The organism is Streptomyces sp. NPDC051976, from assembly GCF_040680795.1.
Taxonomy (GTDB): Bacteria; Actinomycetota; Actinomycetes; order Streptomycetales; family Streptomycetaceae; genus Actinacidiphila.
This window is the reverse complement of the sequence record NZ_JBFAXL010000010.1, coordinates 206,125-228,708: the sequence shown is the minus strand read 5'-3', so window position 1 is coordinate 228,708 and position 22,584 is coordinate 206,125. Positions and strand designations below refer to the sequence as shown.

General features: G+C 74.7%; 7 protein-coding genes. All 7 read left to right on the top strand.

Annotated features, from left to right (window positions below; genetic code table 11):
- The first annotated feature begins 8 nt into the window (after positions 1 to 8).
- Genes AB0M29_RS14190 through AB0M29_RS14160 form a run of 7 tightly spaced genes read left to right on the top strand, consistent with a single transcriptional unit; the run spans position 9 to position 22,565 of the window.
- Positions 9 to 1,382, top strand: coding sequence for a fatty acid--CoA ligase family protein (locus AB0M29_RS14190; protein WP_365382522.1), 1,374 nt, complete (start codon positions 9 to 11; stop codon positions 1,380 to 1,382).
- Positions 1,379 to 2,125: an SDR family oxidoreductase gene (locus AB0M29_RS14185; RefSeq protein WP_365382521.1), complete on the top strand. Its 747-nt coding sequence runs from the start codon at positions 1,379 to 1,381 to the stop codon at positions 2,123 to 2,125. The genes AB0M29_RS14190 and AB0M29_RS14185 overlap by 4 nt, the downstream gene beginning before the upstream one ends.
- A gap of 40 nt (positions 2,126 to 2,165) precedes the next feature.
- Positions 2,166 to 2,531 (top strand): acyl carrier protein, encoded by a 366-nt coding sequence (locus tag AB0M29_RS14180; RefSeq protein ID WP_365382520.1) that lies wholly within the window; start codon positions 2,166 to 2,168, stop codon positions 2,529 to 2,531.
- Positions 2,528 to 8,149, top strand: coding sequence for a type I polyketide synthase (locus AB0M29_RS14175; protein WP_365382519.1), 5,622 nt, complete (start codon positions 2,528 to 2,530; stop codon positions 8,147 to 8,149). The genes AB0M29_RS14180 and AB0M29_RS14175 overlap by 4 nt, the downstream gene beginning before the upstream one ends.
- 7 nt (positions 8,150 to 8,156) lie before the next feature.
- Positions 8,157 to 11,645, top strand: coding sequence for an amino acid adenylation domain-containing protein (locus AB0M29_RS14170; protein ID WP_365382518.1), 3,489 nt, complete (start codon positions 8,157 to 8,159; stop codon positions 11,643 to 11,645).
- Positions 11,638 to 15,858, top strand: a complete 4,221-nt coding sequence (locus AB0M29_RS14165; protein WP_365382517.1) for an SDR family NAD(P)-dependent oxidoreductase — start codon at positions 11,638 to 11,640, stop codon at positions 15,856 to 15,858. The genes AB0M29_RS14170 and AB0M29_RS14165 overlap by 8 nt, the downstream gene beginning before the upstream one ends.
- Entirely contained in the window at positions 15,855 to 22,565 is a 6,711-nt protein-coding gene (locus AB0M29_RS14160; protein ID WP_365382516.1) for an aminotransferase class III-fold pyridoxal phosphate-dependent enzyme, read from the top strand. Before AB0M29_RS14165 ends, AB0M29_RS14160 begins: the two co-directional genes overlap by 4 nt.
- Positions 22,566 to 22,584: the final 19 nt, after the last annotated feature.

The following is a 22,584-nucleotide window of genomic DNA, read 5'->3' as shown; positions in this document are numbered from 1 at the left end:
ACCGGACTGTGGAGAAGGAGACCATGCACTGGCTGCGGGAACGACTCGCCGGGTTCGGCGACCGGGAGGCGCTGTGCGGCTACGGCGGTGCGGCGACGTACGCCCAGCTCGCACGGCGGGTCGACGACTGGGGTGAGCGGCTCGGCGAGATGGGAGTGGCCCGGGGCGAGACCGTCTCCGTCGTCGGGGACACCACCCCGGGCCTGGCCGCGCTGTTCCTGGCGTTGGCGCTGCGCGGCGGGACCGTCGTACCGCTGGCGCCGGCCGATCCCCCGGTCGCCGCGCGGCCGTCCCGGCTGGCGACCGCCCATGTCACCCGGGTCGTGGAGTTCCTCTCCGCCGACGTGTGGACGGTGAGCGAGGTCGCGCCGCCCGATACGCCGCTGCCCGTACGGCTGGCGGAGCTGCGGGACTGCGGTGACGCGGGCCTGGTGCTCTTCTCCTCCGGCTCGACCGGCGAGGCGAAGGCCGCGCTGCTGTCGCTGACCCGGCTGCTGGCCCCGATGCGGGACGGTGGCGCGCGGCCGCTGCGTACCGTGCAGTTCATGGGCCCCGACCACATCGGCGGGGTCAACACGCTGCTGCGGACCCTCACTTCGGGCGGCACCCTGGTCACCGAGCCACGCCGTACCCCGGAGCGGATCTGCGCGGCCGTCGCGGAGCACCGCGCCCAACTGCTGCCCACCACACCGTCGTTCCTCACCATGCTGCTGATGTCGGGGGCGCACCGTGAGGCCGATCTGTCGTCGCTGGAGCTGATCAGCTACGGCACCGAGCCGATGCGCGAGGTGACGCTCGCGCATCTGGCGAAGGAGTTCCCCGGAGTGCGGCTGAAGCAGACGTACGGGCTGACGGAGACCGGCATCCTGCCCACCCGGTCGCGCGCCTCCGACTCGCTGCGGATGGACGTGGGCGGGCACGGGTTCGAGCTGCGGATCGTCGACGGCGTCCTGTGGATCAAGTCGCCCACCGCGATGCTCGGTTACCTCAACGCCCCCGACCCCTTCGACGCGGACGGCTGGCTGAACACCGGGGACGCCGTCGAGACCGGTGAGGACGGCGCGCTGCGGGTGATCGGGCGGGCGTCGAGCCTGATCAACGTGGGCGGCGAGAAGGTCCATCCGGCCGAGGTGGAGAACGTGCTGCTCGGCGCGGACAACGTCAGGGACGTGGTGGTCGAGGGCAAGCCCAACCCCGTCACGGGGCAGGTCGTCGTGGCGACCGTGGAGCTGGTGGCACCCGAGGACCCCAGAGAGCTCGGGCGGCGGCTGCGCGCCCTGTGCGCCGGGCAGCTCGCCCCGCACAAGTCACCCGCCGTCTTCAGGGTGTCCGAAGGACCCCTGTACAGCGGCCGGTTCAAGCGCCGAGGAGGCATCGCGTGAGCACGACCGGGGACGACCGGCCGGTGGCCGTGGTCAGCGGCGGCAGCAGGGGGCTGGGCTTCGCGCTGGTGAAGGACCTGCTCGACCGGGGCCACCGGGTGGCGACCTTCAGCCGGAGCGAGTCCGCCGACCTCGCGGAGCTGCGCAAGGCCGTCGGCGAGGAGACCCTGATGTGGTCCGCGGTGGACGGCGGGGACCCGGTGGCGGTCGAGGCGTTCGCACGCGAGGTGATCCGGGCGCACCGGCGGGTGGACGTCCTGGTCAACAACGCGGGCGTGGGGCTCGAAGGGCTGCTGACGCTCACCGCGCCGTCCGCCATCGAGGAGGCCCTGCATGTCGACCTGACCCTGCCGGTGCTGCTCACCCGCGCCTGCCTCAAACCGATGCTGGCGCGCCGCCGCGGTGTGGTCGTCAACATCTCGTCGATCAACGCCCTGCGCGGCCAGACCGGTGTGGCCGTCTACAGCGCCGCCAAAGCCGCCCTGGACGGCTTCACCCGGAGCCTGGCCAAGGAGGTGGGGCCCGCGGGGGTGCGGGTGGTGAGCGTGGCTCCCGGCTACTTCGACAGCGAGATGACCGCCGGGATGAGCGAGGACCAGCGCCGCCGGGTCGTCCGGCGTACCCCCCTGGCCCGGCTGGGCACCGTCGAGGACGTGCTCGGCGTCGTGGGCTTCCTCATCTCCCCCGCGGCGGGCTTCATCACCGGCCAGACCATCGCCGTCGACGGCGGCTACACCTGCTGAACACCGGTCGGCGCCGACCGGGACGAGAAGGAGAGACCAGATGGCAGTGGACAGGCACGAGCTGATCAAGGCCACCGTGCTCGAAGTGGTCAACGAGGTGGGCGGGGACGTGGACCGCGTCGAGGAGGACCAGTCGCTGGTCGACCAGCTCGGGCTCGCCTCGCTGCATCTGGCCCGTATCGTCGCGGTGCTCGAACTGGAGCTGGGCACCGATCCGTTCGCCGAGCGGGTCGCCATCACCAGTGTGCGCACCGTCGGGGACCTGCTGCGCGCCTACGACGAGGCCGACGGGCCGGCTCCCGGTGACGGGACGGCGCCGGACGCGGCCGACGAGCGGCCGGGGCCGCGGCGGGCGGTGGCCAGGGGCAACCGCGCCGCCCGGCTCGCCGCCGGGAACGACGCGTGACCGGCCACGACTCGCCCGGAGTCGAGGGGCAGGTCGCCATCGTCGGCATGGCGGGCCGCTTCCCCGGCGCGCCGGACCTCGACGCGTACTGGGACATGGTCGCCGAGGGCCGCTCGGCGGTACGCGACCTCACCGACGCGGAGCTGCGCCGCGCCGGTGTCGACGAGGCGTGGCTCGCACACCCCGACTATGTGAAGTCCGCCGCGGTCCTCGACGACGTCGACCGGTTCGACGCGCCCTTCTTCGACATGTCCCCCCGGGAGGCGGCCGTCCTCGACCCGCAGCACCGGCTGTTCCTGCAGACGTGCTGGCACGCGCTGGAGCACGCCGGGCTGATGACACCCGGCGGGGCGCCGTCGCACGTCGGGGTGTTCGGCGGCGCGGGCGGGGTGATGGCGGGCTATCTGCCCGAGGTGCTCGGCTCCGGCGGACGGCTGCCCGACCCCACCGCGTCCCTCGAACACCTCGGCGTGGACAAGGACTTCCTGGCCACCCGGGTGTCGTACAAGCTCAACCTCACCGGGCCCGCGCTGACCGTGCAGACCGCCTGCTCGACCTCGATGGTCGCGGTGCACATGGCGTGCCAGAGCCTGCTCAACGGCGAGTGCGCGGTGGCGCTGGCCGGTGGTGCGACCGTACGGGTGCCCACCGCCGCCGGGTACTTCCACCGCGACGGCGGCATCCTGTCGCCCGAAGGCCGGTGCCTGCCCTTCGACGAGCGGGCGTCCGGCACGCTCTTCGGCAGCGGTGTGGGCGCGGTGGTGCTCAAGCCGCTGGAGGACGCGCTGCGCGACGGGGACACCGTCTACGCCACCGTGCTGGGCACCGCCGTCAACAACGACGGTGGGGACAAGGCGAGTTACGGGGCCTCCAGCCTGCCGGGGCAGCTGGGGGCCATGCGGCAGGCGCTGGCCGTGTCGGGCGTCGACCCGGCCGGCATCGGCTATGTGGAAGCGCACGGCACGGGCGTGGCCATGGGCGACCCCGTCGAACTGGCCGCGCTGGGACGGGCGCTGGGCCGCGACGGCTCCCGGGCCGTCGGCTCGGTCAAGGCGCTGGTCGGCCATCTGGAGGCGGCCGCGGGTGTCGCCGGGCTGATCAAGACGACGCTGGCGCTGCACCACGGGGTGCTGCCGCCCAGCCCGTACTTCGAGCGGCCCAACCCCCGGCTCCGGCTGGAGGACAGCGGCTTCTACGTCAACCGGGAGCCGCTGGAGTGGACGGCGGCGCCGCGCCGCGCCGCGGTCAACAGCCTCGGGATCGGCGGCACCAACGCCTTCGCCGTACTGCAGGAGGCGCCCGCGGCGGCAGGGCAGCGGGCCGCGGCGGTTCCGCAGCCCGCGGCCGAGTTGATGACGGTCTCGGCCAGGACCGCGGAGGGCCTGCGGGAGCTGGCCCGCGACTGGGCCGCCCGGCTGCGCGAGCCCGGGGCCGATCTGCGGGCGCTGGCGTACACCGGGCAGGTCGGGCGGCGCCGGTTCGCCCACCGGGTCGGTGTCACCGCCGACATCGCCGAACGGGCCGCCGAGCGGCTGGAGTCCTGGCTGTCCGGCGGGACCGCGCCGCTGCACCAGGACACCGCCCCGGCGGACCGGCCGCGGATCGCGTTCCTCTACTCCGGGCAGGGTTCGCAGTATCCGGGCATGGCGCTCGACCTGTACCGGGACAACCCCCTCTTCCGGGCCGCCGTCGACCGGCACGCGCCCGCGTTCGAGAGCCTGACCGGCACCGATCCGCTGAAGGTGCTCGCCGACGCGGAGCCGCTCGGGCGGGCGGAACTGCTGCAACCGGTCTTCTTCCTGGTGCAGTTGGCGCTGACGGAGCTGTGGGACGGGCTCGGCATCCGCCCCGCGGCGGTCATCGGCCACAGCCTCGGCGAGTTCGCGGCCGCGTGCGCCGCGGGAGTGCTGGACGTGGCCGACGCGATGCGCCTGGTCGCCGCGCGCGGGCAGGCGGTGGCCGAACTGCCGGACGCCGGACGCATGATCGCCGTCGGCGGCGCCGACAGCGCGGAGGTGGAGCGGCTGGTCGCCGCGCACGGCGGGCAGGTGACCGTGGCCGCGTACAACGCCCCGGGCCGGGTCACCGTCTCCGGCGCCACGGACGCGATCACCGCCCTGGAGGGCGAGTTCGCGGCGCGCGGCTGGCACACCACGGCCCTGGACACCACCCACGCCTTCCACTCCCCCTTGATGGCTCCGGCGACCGAGCGACTGCGGGCGGCGGCGCGGGACATCGCGCACGGCGCGCCCCGGCTGCCGTTCGTCACCAACCTCAGCGGCGCGCCCGCGGGTGACGCGGAGATCGGACCGGACTACTGGGCAAGGCAGTTGACCGCTCCGGTGCGGTTCTCGCACGGGGTCGCGGCGCTGCTCGGCAGCGGCCTGACCCACTTCGTGGAGATCGGTCCCTCCGGCACGCTCGCCGCGCTCGGCCGCCTCCAGGCCGGCGGCCCGCCGGACCGCTGGATGACGAGCCTGGCCCGCAAGCAGCCCGACACCACGGCGCTGCTGACCGCGCTGGCCCGGCTGGACGCGGACGGCGCCGCCGTCGACTGGCCCGCGTACTACCGTCCGTACGGACGCGGCCGGGTGCCCGCCCCGCTCTATCCCTTCGCCCGGCACCGCTACTGGGCGGACCGCGACGGGGGGCGGGGATCCCAGCCGGAACCGGCGCGCACGGCCGACGCGGAGCCGCCCGGGGTGCGGTCGGGTGTGTCGGCCGGTGTGTCGGCCGGTACGTTGCCCGGTGCGCTGCCCGCCCTGCGCAGGCTGGCGCTGCCCGGCTCCGCCGAGCGGAGGTTCGAGACCTCGGTGAGTACGGCGACGCTGCCGTCCCTGGACGACCACGTGATCATGGACCGCCCGGTGGTGCCGGGCGCGTACCACACCGCCTGCATGCTGGAGGCGGTCACGGGCCGGGCGGGCGCGGTGGTGACAGATCTGGTGTTCCCGCGCGCCCTGGTGGCGGACGGCGCCGACCACAGCCTGCAGATCGTCGCCGGTCCCGACGAGGACGGCTGGTCCCCGGTCCGCGTACTGGGCCTGGACGGCGGTTCCGGCGGCCCGTACGACGAGGACTCCTGGCACGTGCACGCCGAGGGCCGGATCGCCGCCCTCGACACCGCGGCACCGTCCGCGGCCCCGCCGCCGCGGCCGCGGGAACCTCATGTGCCGCAGGACGTCGACCGGTTGTACGCGGCGCTGCGCGCGGACGGCTTCCGGTTCGGGCCCGCCTTCCGCTGGATCGAGCGGCTGAGCGTGATCGGCCGGGAGACGGTCGCCGCGGTGGCCCTGGCCGCTCCGACCGCCAGGGAACGCGAAACGGCCGTCCTGGACGCCTGCGTGCAGACCGCGATCGCCGCGGTGCTGGTGCGGTCGGGCGGGTCCTTCGGGGGCCGGGTGCTGCTGCCGTTCCGGATCGCGCGGGCCACCCTGCGTCCGGCGCTCGGCGACCGCGACGCGGGGCGGGTGCGTGTCGTGCCGCGCGTCGTGGACGACCAGCGCGCGGTGGTGGACGTCTGGCTGGAGGACGAGGAGGGACGGCCGCGCCTCGACCTGCTCGGCCTCGAACTGCGCTTCCTCACCCGCTCCCAGCTGACCGGCGTGCGCCCGGAGGGGCTGGTGCACGTGGGGACCTGGGAGGAGTTCCCGGCGCCCGCCCCGGCACGGCTGGACGGCGCCACCTGGATCGTGCTGGGCGACCCGCGGGGCTACGCCAAGCATCTGGTGGACCGGGTCCGCGCCCGCGGCGCCCACTGCACCGCGGTGGAGGCGGGCACCGACTTCGTCCGGCACGACGAAGGCCACGTCGCCCTGGACCCCGCCGACCCGGACCAACTGGGCCAGCTCTTCCGCGAGTCCGGCCCGGCGCACCTCGTGCACTGCCTGGCGCCGGACGGCGGCCGCTACGACGAGGCCGGTCTGCGCACCCTGTGCGGCAGCGTGCCCGCCGCCCTGCGGGCCGCGGAGTTGACGGATGGTCAACTGCTGTCGCTGACCCTGGTGACGAGCGGCGCCGTCGCCGTCGCCGGGCCCGCGGAGGTGTCCGATCCGCACCCCTCGGCGCTGTGGGGCCTGGGTCGCACCGTTTCGCTCGAACTGCCGGAGCTGGCGGTCGGCTTGTGCGAGGTGGACCCCGCCGACCCGGCCGGATCGCTGGCCCTGCTCGGCGCCGCGCTCGGGACGCCCGGCCTGCCCGGTGAGACCGCGATACGCGGCGGCCGGTGGTACCGCGGCGGGCTGCGCCGCGCGGCTGTCACGGGGCGCGGTGACGGGGTGCGGTCGAGCGGCCAGGGGTGCTCGCTCGTCACCGGCGGCCTGGGAGCACTGGGCCTGCGGGCCGCCGCCTGGCTGGCCGGGCGCGGGGTACGCCATGTCGTGCTCGCCTCGCGGTCCGTGCCGGGCCCGGCGGCCGCGGCTGCCGTCGCGGACCTGGAGGCGTCGGGCCTGCGGGTCACCGTGGCGGCGCTCGACGTGACCGACGAGGCCGCGGTCGAGGAGCTGGTGGCCCGCGCGGAGCGGGAGTGGGGCGGGCTGCGGGGCGTGGTGCACGCGGCGGGCGTCATCGACGACGCCGCCGTCTCCCGGCTCGGCTGGGAGTCCTTCGCCGACGTCATGGCACCGAAGATCGCCGGGACGTGGCATCTGCACCGGGCGACCCTCGGCTGCGCCCTGGAGCAGTTCGTCCTCTTCTCCTCCACGGCCGCCTTCCTGGGCTCGCCCGGACAGGCGCACTACGCCGCGGCGAACGCCTTCCTCGACGGGTTCGCGCACTACCGCAGGGCGTTGCGGCTGCCCGCGCTCAGCGTCGGCTGGGGCCCGTGGAGCATCGGCATGGCGGACCGGCTCGACCCGCGGCTGCGGGCCCGGCTCACGGCGGCGGGGTACACCCCGCTCGACCCGGAACCCGCCTTCGAGGCCCTGGACCAGGCGCTGGCCGGCGGGTACGCCCACTGCGGCGTCCTCCAGGTCGACTGGACCCGCTACCGGGAGCGCTACCCGCAGGGCAGGGCCGTGGCCGCGAGCCCGGCCGTCCCCGGAGCGGTCAGCTCCCCGGCCGAGGGCGCGAGCGCCCCGTCACGCGAGAGCGCGGCCCAAGCCCTGCGCCGAGACTGGCAGTTCGCGACCGACGAGCAGCGCGCGGCGGGCGTCACCACGTATCTGCGGCAGATGCTCGCGGCCCGGCTCGGCATGTCCGAGACCGAGATCGGCCCCGACGTGTCGCTGACCGCGCTCGGCCTGGACTCGCTGCTCGCCGTCGAGGTCCGGGGCACCATCCGCCGCGATCTGGCGATCGACCTGCCGCTCGCCGGGCTGCTCGACGCCGACGCCTTCCAGAACCTGGCGGACGCGCTGCTCGACCGGTTGCGCGGCGGCGCCCCCGCCGTACGGGCGCCGCGGGAGTCCCCGGCTCCGCGGAGCGACACGGGCGAAGCCCACCACACGGACGGCACGAGCGGCACCGGCGGCACGAGCGATACCGGCGCGCTGTCGCCCGCGGAGGCCGAGCGGCTGCTGGCGGCGCTCGACACCCTCAGCGAGGCGGAGATCCGGGCGCTGGAGGAGTCGCTAGACGAGTCAGCGGCACGGGGAGACCGAGGAGCTGAGGAGAGTTGAGGACGGCATGACCGACCACGCCACCCGCCACCGGCTGCGGGAGATGCTGCGGCGCCGCGCGGAGCAGGCCAGGACCGAGGTCCCGCTCTCGCACGGCCAGCACTCCCTGCTGCTGCTCCACCACTTGGAGCCGGACAGCGCCGCGTACCACGTCGGCTTCGCCGCCCGCTTCACCGGCGGGTTCGACCCGGACGCCCTGCGTGAGGCGCTGCGCGCGCTGGTCACCCGGCACGCGACGCTGCGCACCACCTTCCAGGGCTGGGACGTCTCGGCCCGGCAGACCGTCCACGGCTGGCTGGAGCCCGGCTTCGAGGTGGTGGCGGCCCACGGCTGGGACGAGGACACCCTGCGCGCACGCGTGCACGCGGCCTACCGCGCACCGCTGGACATCATGGCCGGACCCCCCGTCCGCGCCCATGTGTTCGATGTCGCGCCGGGCGAGGCGGTGGTGCTGCTGGTGATGCACCACCTGGTCGTCGACTTCCACTCGCTGGGCACCCTCGTGGAGGAACTGGGCGCGCTGTACGGGGGCGAGGTGCGGCAGGAGACCGTTAGCCTGCCCGCGCTCCCGGTGACGTACGCCGACTTCGTCGACCACCAGCGGGAGTTGCTCGCGGACGAGCGGGGTGCGCGGGCCCGGGCGTACTGGCACGAGCGGCTCGGCGGCGACCTGCCGGCCGGTGAGTGGCCCGCGTTCCGGCTCGATCCGGGCGAGCGGACCGGTGGCGCGTCCGCCGAGTTCGCGCTCCCCGACGACCTGGCGCGGGAGGTGTTCGCCTTCGCCAAGCAGGAGAAGGTGACGCCGTACGTGCTGCTGCTGACGCTCTATCAACTCCTGATCAGCCGCTACACCGGTGACGACGAGGTGCTGGTCGGCACCCCGGTGGCGGGCCGTACCGACCCCGTGTTCGATCGCTGCGTCGGCTACTTCGTGGACCCGTCGGTGCTCCGCGCGGACTTCCGCGGCGCGCCGACCCTCCGCGAGGCGCTGCGGGTCACCCGGCGTCTGGTCACCGAGGCGCTGGAGTACCAGGACTACCCGTTCGAGCTGCTGGTACGGGAGTTGGCTCCGGCCAGGGCCGCCGGGCGCAACCCGCTGTTCCCGACCATGTTCATCTACCAGAAGCCGCAGCGGCTGCCCGCACTCGCCTCGCTGTACATGGGCGTCGAGCACGCGACACCGGTCTCCTGGGGCGGGCTGACCCTGCGGCCCTTCCGGCTGTCGCAGCAGGAGGACCAGCTCGACCTGATCCTGGAGATCGTCCAGGACGGCGAGCGGCTGCTGGGTGTCGTCAAGTACCGCAAGGCGGTCTTCTCCGCGGACGCGGCGCGGCGGGCCGTCGCCCACTTCACCCACCTGCTGCGCGGCGCCATGGCGGAGCCCGACCGGCCGCTGACCGAGCTGCCGCTGACGCGCGACGGCGACGGTGACCGCCAGGACTCCGGTCAGGGTCAACTCCCCGCCGCCCTCGACACATCCGACAGTCTGGTGCGCCGCTTCACACGGACGGCGCGGCGGTACGCCGGGCGGACGGCCGTACGGTACGCGGACCGCGCGCTGAGCTACGGCGCGCTCGACGCGCTGTCCGACCGGTGGGCGGCGCGGCTGCGAGCCGCGGGCGTTCGGCCCGGGGAGCGGGTCGCGGTGCTGCTGGCGCCGCACGAGGACCTCGTCGTGGCGATCCTGGCCGTGCTGAAGGCCGGGGCCGCGTATGTCTGCCTCGACCCGCACCACCCGCCCGCCCGGTGGCGGACGCTGCTGGCCGACTGCCGGGCCGGGACCGTGCTCACGCACAAGGAGTTCACCGGGCCGCTGGACGGCCTGGGGGCGCGGGCGCTGGTGATGGACGACGGCGCGTACCCGGGCCCGGCGCAGGAGGACCCCGTCAGCGGTACGCCCGTCGGCGCGCACGATCTGGCGTACACCGTCTACACCTCGGGTTCCACGGGTGAGCCCAAGGGCATCGACGTGGCGCACGCGAACGTGCTCAGTCTGATGGACGCCGCGGCCGCGCTGGTGCCGCCCGACGAGAGCGCCGTGTGGACGCTGTTCCACTCCACCGCCTTCGACCTCTCGGTGTGGGAGCTGTGGGGGCCGTTGCTGTCCGGGGCCTGCCTGGTGGTCGTACCGGAGGCGACCCGAAGGGCTCCCGACGACTTCCACGACCTGCTGGCCGCCGAGCGCGTCACCCACCTCACCCTGACGCCCTCCGGGCTGCACGGGCTGGCCGGGGTGCTGCGCCGCCGCGGGGCGGACGCACTGGCCGTGCGGCAGGTCTTCTCCTGCGGGGAGCAGCTCCCGGCCCCGCTGGCCGCGGAGTTCCTCGGCTGGTGCGACGCGCTGTGGAATCTGTACGGGCCCGCCGAGACGACGGTGTTCGTCACCGCCCAGCGGGTACGCCCCGAGGACTGCACCGGCTCCGGGGTGCCCGTGGGGGTACCGCTGGCCAACGCCCGCACCCATGTGCTGGACCGGCACGGCCGACCGGCGCCGCCCGAGGTCGCGGGCGAACTGCACATCAGCGGACCGGCCGTGGCCCGGGGGTATCTGCGCCGCCCCGAACTGGACCGGGAACGCTTCCTGCCCGACCCGTTCGGGCCCCCGGGCGCGCGCATGTACCGGACGGGCGATCTGGCCCGGGTCGGTCCCGACGGCCGCCTCGACATCCTGGGGCGCGTCGACCACCAGGTGAAGATCAACGGCTACCGGGTCGAGCTGGAGGAGGTCGAGGCGCAGCTGGCCGCGCTGCCGGGCGTCGCGCGGGCGGTCGCCCTGGTCGTGGGCGGCGGCGCCGACGACCGGCGGCTCGTCGCCTGCGTGGTGCCCGAGGCGGGGGCGGCACCGGACGAGGGCGGGCTGCGGACCGCGCTCCAGGCACGGCTGCCCGGGTACATGGTGCCCGCGTCGCTGCTGTTCCTCGACGCGCTGCCGGTGACCGGCAACCGCAAGGTGGACCGTGCCGCGCTGGCCGCGCGTGTGGCCCGCGGCGACGGGGCGGCGGACGTGACGCGGCCCGCCGCAGCCGCGTTGAGCGGCGCGGAGCGCACGGTGGCCGGGATCTGGCAACGGGTGCTGCACCGGCGGAGCGTGGGCGCGCACGACAACTTCTTCGACATCGGCGGCAACTCGATGCTGCTGCTCCAGGTGCACCGGCTGCTCGCCGCCGACTTCCCCGATCGGCCGCTGGCGGTGAACGAGCTGTTCCGCTTCCCCACGGTCGCCGATCTGGCCCGGCGGCTCGGAGCGGGGCCCGGGCCCGCGAAGGGGCAACAACCCGGCGCGGGCGGTGCGGACTTCGCGGACGGCGGCACCGACTCCGGTGGCTACGACGACGAGAACGGCACGGACGGCATGGACGGCATCGGCGGCCTGGACGACGACCGGGGCAGGCGCCGGGCCGCCCGGCGCCGCGACATGGCCCCGGCCCGGCCCCTGACGCGGCGGCGCGGCGCCGAACGGCGGACATCGGACCCATCTAAGGACGCGGATGACTGAGCAGTACGCGCAAGGCCAGGAGCCGAGGCCGGGCGACATCGCGGTGATCGGCGCCGCGGGCCGGTTCCCCGGCGCGCCGGACCTCCCCCGGTTCTGGCAGCGCCTGCGGGCGGGCCACGACCTGCGCACCTTCCACACCGACGAGGAGCTGACCGCGGCCGGGACCCCCGAACACCTGGTGTCGGACCCGGGGTTCGTCAGGATGTCGGCATCCCTGCCCGACGCCTACGACTTCGACCACGAGTTCTTCGGCTTCTCCCGGCGTGAGGGCGAACTCCTCGACCCTCAGCAGCGGTTGGTGCTGGAGACGGCCTGGGAACTGCTGGAGACCACCGGCTACGCGGGCGGCTCGGGCGACGAGGCCGTCGGGGTCTTCGCCGGGGCCACCATGAACACCTATCTCACCAACGTGGTGGCGCGTTCCGTCGACCTGCTGTCGTACGACGGCACCGAGATCATGCTCACCAACGACAAGGACTACCTGCCGACCAGGGTCTCGTACAAGCTCGGGCTCAAGGGGCCGAGCGTCAATGTGCAGACGGCCTGCTCCACCTCGCTGGTGGCCGTCCATCTGGCCGTGCAGAGCCTGCTGACCGGGGAGTCCGACATCGCGCTGGTCGGCGGGGTGTGCGTGGTCGCCAACCCGTATCCCGGCTACCTGTACCAGGACGGGCTGATGATGTCGCCCGACGGGCGCTGCCGTCCGTTCGACGCCGCCGCGTCCGGTACGACCTTCGGTGACGGCGTCGGCATGGTGGCGCTCAAACGGCTGGGCGAGGCGCTGGACGACGGCGACCGCGTGCTGGCGGTCGTCAAGGGGTCGGCCGTCAACAACGACGGCTCCGACAAGATCGGTTACACCGCGCCGAGCATCGCGGGCCAGCGGGCCGTCATCACCGAGGCGCACGCGGTCGCGGGAGTGGACAGCGCGGGTATCGGTTACGTGGAGGCGCACGGCACCGCCACCGCGCTCGGCGATCCCATCGAGTTCGCGGCGCTGCGCGAGGCGTTCGCGCTGGGCGGTGAGCGCGCCGCGCCGTGCGTCCTCGGCTCGGTGAAGGCCAACATGGGGCATCTGGCGGCCGCCGCGGGCATCGCCGGGTTCATCAAGACGGTGCTGTGCCTGCGGCACGAGGAGATCCCCGGACATCCCACCTTCGGCCGCCCGCACCCCGAAGTGCCGCTGGCCGACGGCGGTTTCCGGGTCAACACGCTGCCGATCCCCTGGCCGCGGGGTGACGTACCGCGCAGGGCCGGGGTCAGCTCCTTCGGGGTCGGCGGCACCAACGCCCATGTCGTCCTGGAAGAGGCGCCCCTCCAGCCGCCCGCCGCGCCGAGCACCGGATGGCACCTGCTGGCGGTGAGCGCCAGGACGGAGGCGGCGCTGCACGAGCACACCGCGGCGCTCGCGGACGCCCTCACCGCTCCCGACGCGCCCGAACTCGCCGACGCCGCCTTCACGTTGCGGGTGGGCCGCCGCGCCTTCGCGCACCGCAGGACGGTGGTGGCCGCCGACCCGCGGCAGGCGGCGGCAGCACTACGGTCCCCCGGGCGCGTCTGCGACACCGACGCGGGCCGCGCGGGCGTGGCGCTGCTGCTGGGCGAGGGCGAGCCCGACGGCTTCGAGGACCTCGGCAGCGAGCTGCCGGGCGTACGGGAAGCGGCCCGCCGCTCGCACACGCTGCTGCGACCGCCCGCCGCACGGCGGGAGTTCGACGACTTCGCGGCCCGGCACGCGCTCGCCGCCCTGTGGCTGCGATCCGGTGTGGAACCGCGGGCGGTCGGCGGCCAGGGCGCCGGGGAGCTGCTGGCCGCGTGCGTGGCCCGGGTGCTGAAGCCGTCCGAGGCGATGGCGGTGCTCGCCTGGCGTGCCGGAGCGGTCCCCGACCCGCCCGTCCTCACCCCGCGGACGCCGCGGATCCCCGTGCTGTCCGCCGTCACCGGCGGGGTGCTCGCGGAGGACCGGGCGCTGGACGGCGCGCACTGGACCCGGGAGATCTGGCGGGGTGAGCGGCTCGCCGAGGCGTTCGCCGACCCCTCTGCCGGTGACCTGGTGCTGGCCGTCGGCCGCCCGCCCGCCGCGCTGCGCGACGACCCCCGGCTGCTCGGGCACGACACCGTCGCCGCCCCGGGCGGTGCCCCGGACGATGCCTCGGCGCCGAGGCCCGCGGCGGCCCGGCTGCTGGAGGTCGCGGGGCGGCTGTGGGAGGCGGGCGTCGCGGTGGACTGGACCGGCTGGCGCGACGAGCGACGCCGCCGGGTGCCGCTGCCCACCCATCCGATGCACCGTCAGGAGCTGAGGCTGCGCCCGCCGTCCGACCGCGACCGCCGGACCGGCGAGGGCCGCACCCCGGCCGACTGGATCCACGCCGAGACCTGGCAGCGGCTCGGCCCCGTGCCCCTGTCCCCCGCGCCCGAGGGCCGCTGGCTGGTGTTCGCCGACCGCGGCGGTACGGGTGAGCTGCTGGCCGCGGAACTGCGGGCGCTGGGGGCGGGCGTCACCGTGGTCCGGCCGGGCGCCGCCTTCCACCGGTCGGCCGCGGACGACTTCACCCTCGACCCGGCGGCCCCGGGCGACTGCGCGGCGCTCTGCGACGCGCTGCTGACCGACGGTCAGCTGCCCGACCGGATCGTCCATTTGTGGACACTGGACACCGATCCCGAGGCGCCGCTCAGCACGGCATCCGTGGAAAGCGCCCTGGAACGCGGCCTGTTCAGCGTCCTCGACCTCGCCAGGAGCCTCGCCAGGACACCGTCCACCGGACCGCTGCGGCTCACCGCCGTCACCCGCGGGGTGCACGACGTCCTCGGGGACGAGCGGGTCTGCCCGGACGCGGGGATGGTCGACGCGGCGTGCGCGGTCATCCGGCAGGAGTCGGCGCGCGTCCACTGCCGGACGGTCGACCTCGGCCCCGGCCCCGTACCGCCGCACGCCCTGCTGGCCGAGGTGCTGGCCGACGCCGAGCCGTCGGTGGCGCTGCGCGGCACCCGGCGCTGGGTGCCCGGCTTCGCCCGGGTACCCGCGGCGCGGCTGGGCGGTCCCGGACGGCTCACCCCGCAGGGGGTCTATCTGATCACCGGAGGTCTGGGCAGGATCGGGCTGACCCTCGCGGAGCGGCTGGCCGCGAGCTGCGGCGCGCGGCTCGTCCTCACCGGCCGCTCGGCCTTCCCCGCCCCCGAGGCGTACGACCGCTGGATCGCCGAGCACGGCGCCGAGGACCCTGTCAGCCGCACCATCGTGACGCTGCGCGCCATCGAACGGCTCGGCGGCGAGGTGCTGGTCGCGGCGGCGGACGTCACCGACCGCGACGCCATGGCCGCGGTCGTCGAGGCCGCACGACTGCGCTTCGGCGAGGTCGACGGCTGGTTCCACGCCGCCGGGCTGCCGACCGCCGAGGTGGCCCGCTGGATCGACGTCACCGACCGGGCCGGATGGCGGGAGATCCTGGCCCCCAAGGTCACCGGTGCGCTGGTGCTGCGGGAGGTGTTCGCCGGCCGGCCGGAGGTCTTCGGCTGCATGGTCTCCTCCCTGTCGTCGGTCGTCGGCGGTGTCGGCTACGCCGGATACGCCGCCGCCAACCGGTTCCTCGACGCGCTCGCGCAACGCGACGCCGCCGAGGGGCACGCCGTGCTCAGCGTGGCCTGGGAGGGCTGGGCCTTCCCCGAGACCGCTCCCCCGGCCGGTGATCTCCGCTCCCGCAGCTGGCAGGAGGTGCGGCGGCTGGCCCTGACGCCCGAGGAGGGCGCCGAGGTCTTCGAGCTGACCCTGCGCGCCACGCCGTACTCCCGGCTGGCGGTGTCCACCGAGGAGCTCGACCGGCGGATCCAGCGCTGGTCCCGGCCCGCGGAGCCGGTGGCGCGGCCCGCCGCGGCGAGGCGGCCGCTGCACGGCGACGAACTGCGGCGCACGCTCGTGCGGTTGTGGTCCGAGGTGCTGCGCGCCGACATCGAGCGCTTCGACCAGAGCCTGTTCGACATGGGCGGCGACTCGCTGCTCGCCGTCCAGCTCGCCCAGCGGATCACGGACGAGCTGGGCACCCCGCTGAGCACCACGGACCTGCTGGAGAACCCGACGATCGACCACCTGCTGGCGCATCTGGACAAGGACGCGCCGGACGGCGGGGGCGGCCGGGACGACCGGGGCATGTCCGCTCAGCGCCAGGCACGGAGGGCCCGTGGCCGCGGCAATCGACGAAGGGGCTCAGACGGATGAACCAGGAGACGAGCATCGCCGTCGTCGGCATGGCGGGGCGCTTCCCCGGCAGCGACAGTCCGGACGCGTTCTGGACCGCCCTGGACGAGGGCAAGGAGGCGGTACGGGACTACTCCGACCTCGAACTGGAACGGGCGGGTGTGCCCCCGGCACTGCTGGCCGACCCGGACTACGTGAAACGCGGCTCCCACCTGCGGCACATCGACCAGTTCGACGCCGCCTTCTTCGGCTACACCGGCCGGGAGGCCGAGATCATGGATCCGCAGCAGCGGATCTTCCTGGAGATCTGCCAGGAGGCGCTGGAGGGCGCGGGGCACGCGCCGGGCACGTACAAGGGCGCGGTCGGCGTGTACGCGGGCACCCGCCGCAGCGGGTACGGCGACCTGCTGAACGGCCCCGAGTACGACAACGTCACCGACGAGTTCATCAAGGCGAGCAACGAGCCGGACGCCCTCGCCACGAAGACCGCCTACAAACTCGACTGCACGGGACCGGCGTTCACCGTCCAGACCTACTGCTCCAGCTCCCTGGTCGCCGTGCACCTGGCGTGCCGGCAACTGCTGGGCGGCGAGTGCGACATGGCGCTGGCGGGCGGTGTCGCGCTGCGCGTCCCGCAGCACACCGGATACCTCTGGCGCCCCGGCGGCACGCGCTCGGGTGACGGCCGCTGCCGCCCCTTCGACGCCGACGCCAACGGGCTGATCTTCGGCGACGGCGCCGGGGTCGTGGTCCTGCGCCCGCTGGAGGACGCCCTCGCCGACGGTGACACCGTCCTCGCGGTGATCCGCGGCTCCGCCCTCACCAACGACGGTGCGCAGCGCGCCGGTTACGCGGCTCCCGGCGTCGCCGGGCAGGCGCGCGCGGTACGCGAGGCGCTCGAAGCGGCGGAGGTCGACCCGGCCGACGTGTCGTACGTGGAGACCCACGGGGCCGGTACGCCGCTGGGTGACAGCGTCGAGATCAAGGCCCTGTCCCAGGCGTTCGCCACCGGACCCGCCAACGGGCGCGGCTACTGCGCCATCGGCTCGGTGAAGGCCAACGTCGGCCACCTGGACTGCGCCGCGGGCATCACCGGTCTGATCAAGACCGTCCTGGCGCTGCGCCACCGGCGGATCCCGGCGAGCCTCAACTTCCGCGTCCCCAACCCGGAGATCGGCCTCATCGACTCCCCCTTCTACGTCGCCGCCGAGTCGGCGGACTGGGAGCCGTCGGCGGGCCGCCCGCGGATCGCGGGGGTCAGCTCGCTGGGCATCGGCGGCACCAACGCCCATGTGGTGCTGCAGGAGGCCGCGGAGGTACCGGACGAACCCTCCCCCGCGCGACGGCACTTGTTCGTGCTGTCGGCCAAGAGCCCTGAGGCGCTGGACGAGGCGACCGTCGCCCTGCGCAGGCACCTGGACGACCACCCCGGACTCAACCCCGCCGATGTCGCGTTCACCCTCCAGCGCGGGCGGCAGGCGCACCGCTACCGCCGCATGCTGGTGGCCCGCGACCGCGTCGAGGCGGCCCGCGCGCTGCGCCGCGCCACGTACCGCGACGGCGACGCCATGGCCGGGGACGAGCCGCTGCTCTCCGGTGACGTGCTGGAGGACATGGGCAGCCGCTGGCTCGCGGGCCGGTCCGTCGACTGGAGCCTGATCTACCCCGGAGAGCGGCGGCGGCGGGTGCCGCTGCCGACGCATCCGATGCTGCGCAAGCGGTACTGGCCCGAGGCGCCGGCGGCTCCCGCCGAAGCGGCACCACCGCCGGTCCCGATGCCCGAACCGTCCCGGCCCGCGGCTCATGCCCCGTCCGAGTCCCCGTCCCCGTCCGTCGTAGACCCGAAGAGCGAGGAACAGTCCGTGGATCCCCTCCTGCCGGAACTCATCGCCATCGTCGCCGAGCGGTTCAAGGTCGCTCCGGAGGACCTGGACCCCGAGGTGCCCTTCCTGGAGCTGGGCGGCGACTCGATGATGCTGCTCAGCGTGCTGCCGGTGCTGGAGGATCGCTACGGCTGCAAGCTCTCGCTGCGGCAGTTCTTCGGGGAGTTCCAGACCCTGACCGAACTCGCGGACTACCTGCGGTCGCACGCGCCCGCCACCGCGCTCACCGCACCACCGGCTGACGCGCCCGCGGCCGCCGAGCCCCCGGCCGCACCGGTCGTCACACCGGTCGCCGCGTCGGTGACCACCCCGCTGCCGACCGCCGCGCCCGCGGGTGTCGACCCCGCGTCCATGTCCCAGCTCGAACGCCTCGCGATGGAGCAGTTGCGGGTGATGCAGCGGCAGTTGGAGCTGATGGCGGGCCAGGAGCAGCCCCCGCCGGTACCGCCGCAACCCCAGGTCCAGCTACGGCCCCAGCCCGTACAGGCGGCGCCCCGGCCCGCGGAGAAGCCCCGGGCGCCGCTCGCCCCCGGGAAGCGGGCCTCGGGCGCCGCACCGGCGGAGACCGCCAAGCGGGCCCGGTATCTGGAGACGCTGACCAAGCGGCACGGTGACCGCACCCGGCGCTCCAAGGAGTTCGCCCAGCGCTACCGGCCCAAGGTGTCGGACAGCAGGTCCACCATCGGATTCCGGCCCTCCACCAAGGAGTTGCTGTACCCGCTGGTCGCCGAGCGCGGGCGTGGCGCCCGGGTGTGGGACGTCGACGGCAACGAGTACGTCGATCTCACCATGGGCTTCGGCGTCCATCTCCTGGGCCACAACCCGCCGCTCGTCATGGACGCGCTGCGGGAGCGGATGGAGGAGGGCTTCGTCCTCGGCCCGCGTACCGAACTGGTCGAGGACGTGGCGGGCAGCATCCTCGAACTCACCGGCATGGACCGGGTCGCCTTCGTCAACACCGGCAGCGAGGCGGTGATCACCGCGCTGCGGCTGGCCCGCGCGGCCACCGGACGCGACAAGATCGTGCTGTTCTCCACCGGTTACCACGGCCACTCCGACGGGGTGCTCGCCTCACCCCGCTACGACAACGGCCGGTTGCGCTCGCAGCCCATCGCCGTGGGCATCTCGCCGAGCGCGGTGGAGAGCGTGTACGTGCTGGAGTTCGGCTCGGCCGAGGCGCTGGACTTCATCCACAAGCACGGCTCGGAGCTTGCCGCGGTCGTCACCGAGCCGGTCACCACCAGGCACCCCGGTGAGCAGGACCCCGGCTTCCTGCACCGGCTGCGCGAACTCACCACGGCCCACGGCGTACTGCTGATGTTCGACGAGATGGTGACCGGCTTCCGCTGCCATCCCGGCGGCGTCCAGGGCCTGTTGGGCATCGAGGCGGACCTGGTGACGTACGGGAAGGTCATCGGCGGCGGAATGCCGCTGGGAGTGATCGCCGGGCGCGGTGGTGTGATGGACGCGATCGACGGCGGTGTCTGGAACTTCGGCGACACCTCGTACCCGGCCGTCGAGTCCACCTTCTTCGGCGGCACCTTCAACCAGCACCCGCTGTCGATGGTCGCCTCCAAGGCGGTGCTGGACCATCTGCGTGCCGAGGGGCCCGCGCTGCAGGAGGGGCTGAACCGCAGGACGGCGGAGTTCGTGGACCTGCTCAACCAGGATCTGCGGGAGTTCGAGGCGCCGATCGAGATCCGCCGGTTCTCGTCGCTGTTCCGGTTCGAGCACGACGCGAACGTCGACCTCTTCTACACCAACCTCGTCGACCGCGGTGTGTTCATGTGGGAGTGGCGCAACTGCTTCCTGTCGACCGCGCACGAGCAGGCCGATCTCGACCATGTGCGCGAGGCCGTACGCGACACGATCCGGGAGATGCGGGAGAACGGCGTCCTGGACAGGGCGAGCGGTGTCTCCCGCGGGCGTGGCGCGGCACCGGCGGCGACCGGGGTGTCCCCGACGGCCGCGAGCATGGCGGCACTTGAGGGCCCGGCGCCGGTGGCGGCGCCCGCCGCCCCGGCGCGGGCGCGGGCGCGGGCGAGTCTGGCGCAGAAGCAGCTGTGGGCGCTGGCCCAGACCGGGACCGACGGTTCGCTGGCGTACAACCTGTCGACCGCGCTGTGGCTGGAGGGGCCGGTCGACCCGGCCGCGCTGCGCACCGCCGTCCGGGCGCTGGTGGCCCGGCACGAGTCGCTGCGGACCACCTTCAGCCCGGACGGCGAGACGCTGGTCGTCCGCGACAGCGACGGGGACGCTCTCGACGAGGTGTTCGAGGAGAGCGCCTGCGACAGCGAGCGACGGCTGACCGAGCTCCTCGACGCCGAGGCCGACCGCCCCTTCGACCTGGAGCGCGGCCCGGTCTTCCGGGTCCGGCTGGTGCGGACCGCCCCCGAGCGGCATCTGCTGCTGCTGGTCGTGCACCACAGCGTCGCCGACGGCTGGTCCACCACCACGGTGCTGCGCGACCTGTTCGCGCTGTACGAGGCGGGCGGGTCCGCGGCCGCCGCCGCGCTGCCGCCCGCCGTCCCCTTCCGTTCCTTCCTCGACTGGCAGGAGGAGGCCCGTACCGGCGCCGAGGCGGCCGGGCACCGCGACTACTGGCACGCGGTCCTGGACGGCGCGCCGGAGCTGCGGCTGCCCGTGGTCCGCGCGACGGGCACCCCGCCGTACCGGGCGTCCCGGCACAGCGTGACCGTCGACAGCGGCCTGGCCCGGCGGCTGCGCGAGGGCGCCGCCGCCGGCGGCGTGACGGTCTTCGCGTACCTGGTGTCGGTGTGGGCGGCGACGCTGCACCGGCTGACCGGGCAGGACGACGTGGTGCTGCCGGTCGCCGCGGCGCGGCGGGCACCGCAGTTCGACGAGGTCGTCGGCTACTGCACCAATGTGCTGCCGCTACGGGTGCGCCCGGCCGGTGACCGCAGTGTCGCCGCGCTCCTCACCGAGGTGCAGGAGCGGCTGCTCGACGCGCTGGAGCACCAGAACCACCCGTTCGCGGAGCTGGTGGCCGATCTCGGCGGCGCCGCGGGCGAGTTGCGCAGCGACCTGCTCGGCACCTCGATCGCCTTCGACCGCGAGTTGGCTCCGCCGAGCCTGCCGGGGGTGCGCGTCACGGAGGCGGCGGCCCTCCCGATCCGCTACGCGGCGTACGCGGTGGCGGTCAACATCCTGGAGACGGCCGAGGGTTACCGGTTCGACTTCGACATCGCCGACGACCTGTTCGCGGCGGAGCTGACCGAGCGACTGCCGTACTACTACCTGACGCTGCTGCGCGCCATGCTCGACGACACCGGGCGGCCGCTGGACGCGCTGGACCACCTGACGGACAACGACCGGCACGAACTGCTGTCGTACGGCGAGGGGGCGGACACCGAGGGGACGACGGCGGGCCCGGTCTGGGCGCTGCTGGCCGACCAGGCCGCGAAGGCACCCGACGCGACGGCCCTGCGCTGCGGCGACCGGGTCGTCACCCGGGCCGAACTGGAGGCGGGCACCGACCGGTTGGCGCGTGCCCTCCGCGACACGTACGACGTGGGCGCGGGCGCGCTGGTCGGCATCGATCTGGCGGACCCGGTCGACCGGGTCGAGGCGGCCCTCGCGGTGTGGAAGAGCGGCGCGGGCTTCGTGACGCATGCGCCGGACGCGGCGGGTACGGCGGGCGGCGGGCAGAGCGCGCAAGCAGCGCTCGCGGCGGTGTTCAGCGACCGGGAGGCGCCCGCGGTCACCCGCGTGCCGTGGCTCTCCTTCGCGGAGCTGCGTGCGGCGGCGGCCCGGCAGGAACCGGTCGCCCCGGCACCCACCGAGCCGGCGGGACCGGCCTACGCCGTACTCGCCGAGGGCGACCCGGCCGACGGCGACCCCGGCCCGGCCTCCCATACGGGCACCGGCACCGGCCCGCTGGCCTGGGTCACCGACCACACCTCCGTACGCGATGTGGCACTGGCCGAGGCGGAGTTGCTGGCCCTGGACGCGGACGCGGTGCTGTTCCAGACGGCCGTCGGGGCGGAGGTGCCCGCGTGGCGTTTCGTGACGCCGCTGCTGCGCGGCGCCGAGCTGCGGCTGCCGACCGGCTCCGCACCGCTGACCGACGCGGCCCTGGACGAGGGCGGCTCCGACGTCACCGTGCTGGAAGTGGACGTCCCCGGGCTGGTCCTGCTGGTCGACGCGGCCGACGCCGCGGGCACCGCGCCCGCCTTCCCGGCGCTGCGCCAGGTGCTGGTCCGCGGTCTGGTCGACCCGGCGCTGGCCGCACGCTGGTCCCGGCACTACCCGGCGGTCGCGCTGCACGGCTCGTACCAGACCGCCCGTACGGCGGGTCCGGCGTTCCATCACAGCCGTGTCCCGGGGCAGGACGTACCCGCGGCCGGGCCGACGGTACGCGCCGTGCCGCGCTCCCGGGTGTCGGTCCGTGACAGTGCGCTGCGGCCCTGCCCGCCCGGTGTGCTGGGCGAGCTGTGCGTGGAGGGCGCGGCCGTCTCGTCGGCGGCGCCGTACCGGACCGGGCTGCCCGCGCGGTGGCTGGACCGGGACGTTCTCGACGTGGTGGGCGGCGAGGCGGAGTCGGCGCCGGCGGCGCCCGCCGCGGGTGAGACGGCGACGACCGGCTCGGCGCAGGCCGACAGGGCGGCGCAGGTGGTCATGAAGCACGTACGGGAGCTGCTCGGGCTCGAACAGGTCGGCCCCGAGGACGACTTCTTCGCGCTCGGCGGCAACTCCATCTCCGCGGTGCAGCTCGCCCAGCGGGTCCGCAAGGAGATCGACGTGGAGCGCCCGGTGCGCATGGTGTTCGAGAACCGTCCGCTGGGGGCGCTGGCGCAGGCCCTGGCCGCCCGCGCGGCCCGCTGAGAAACCGAGTCCCGGCCGG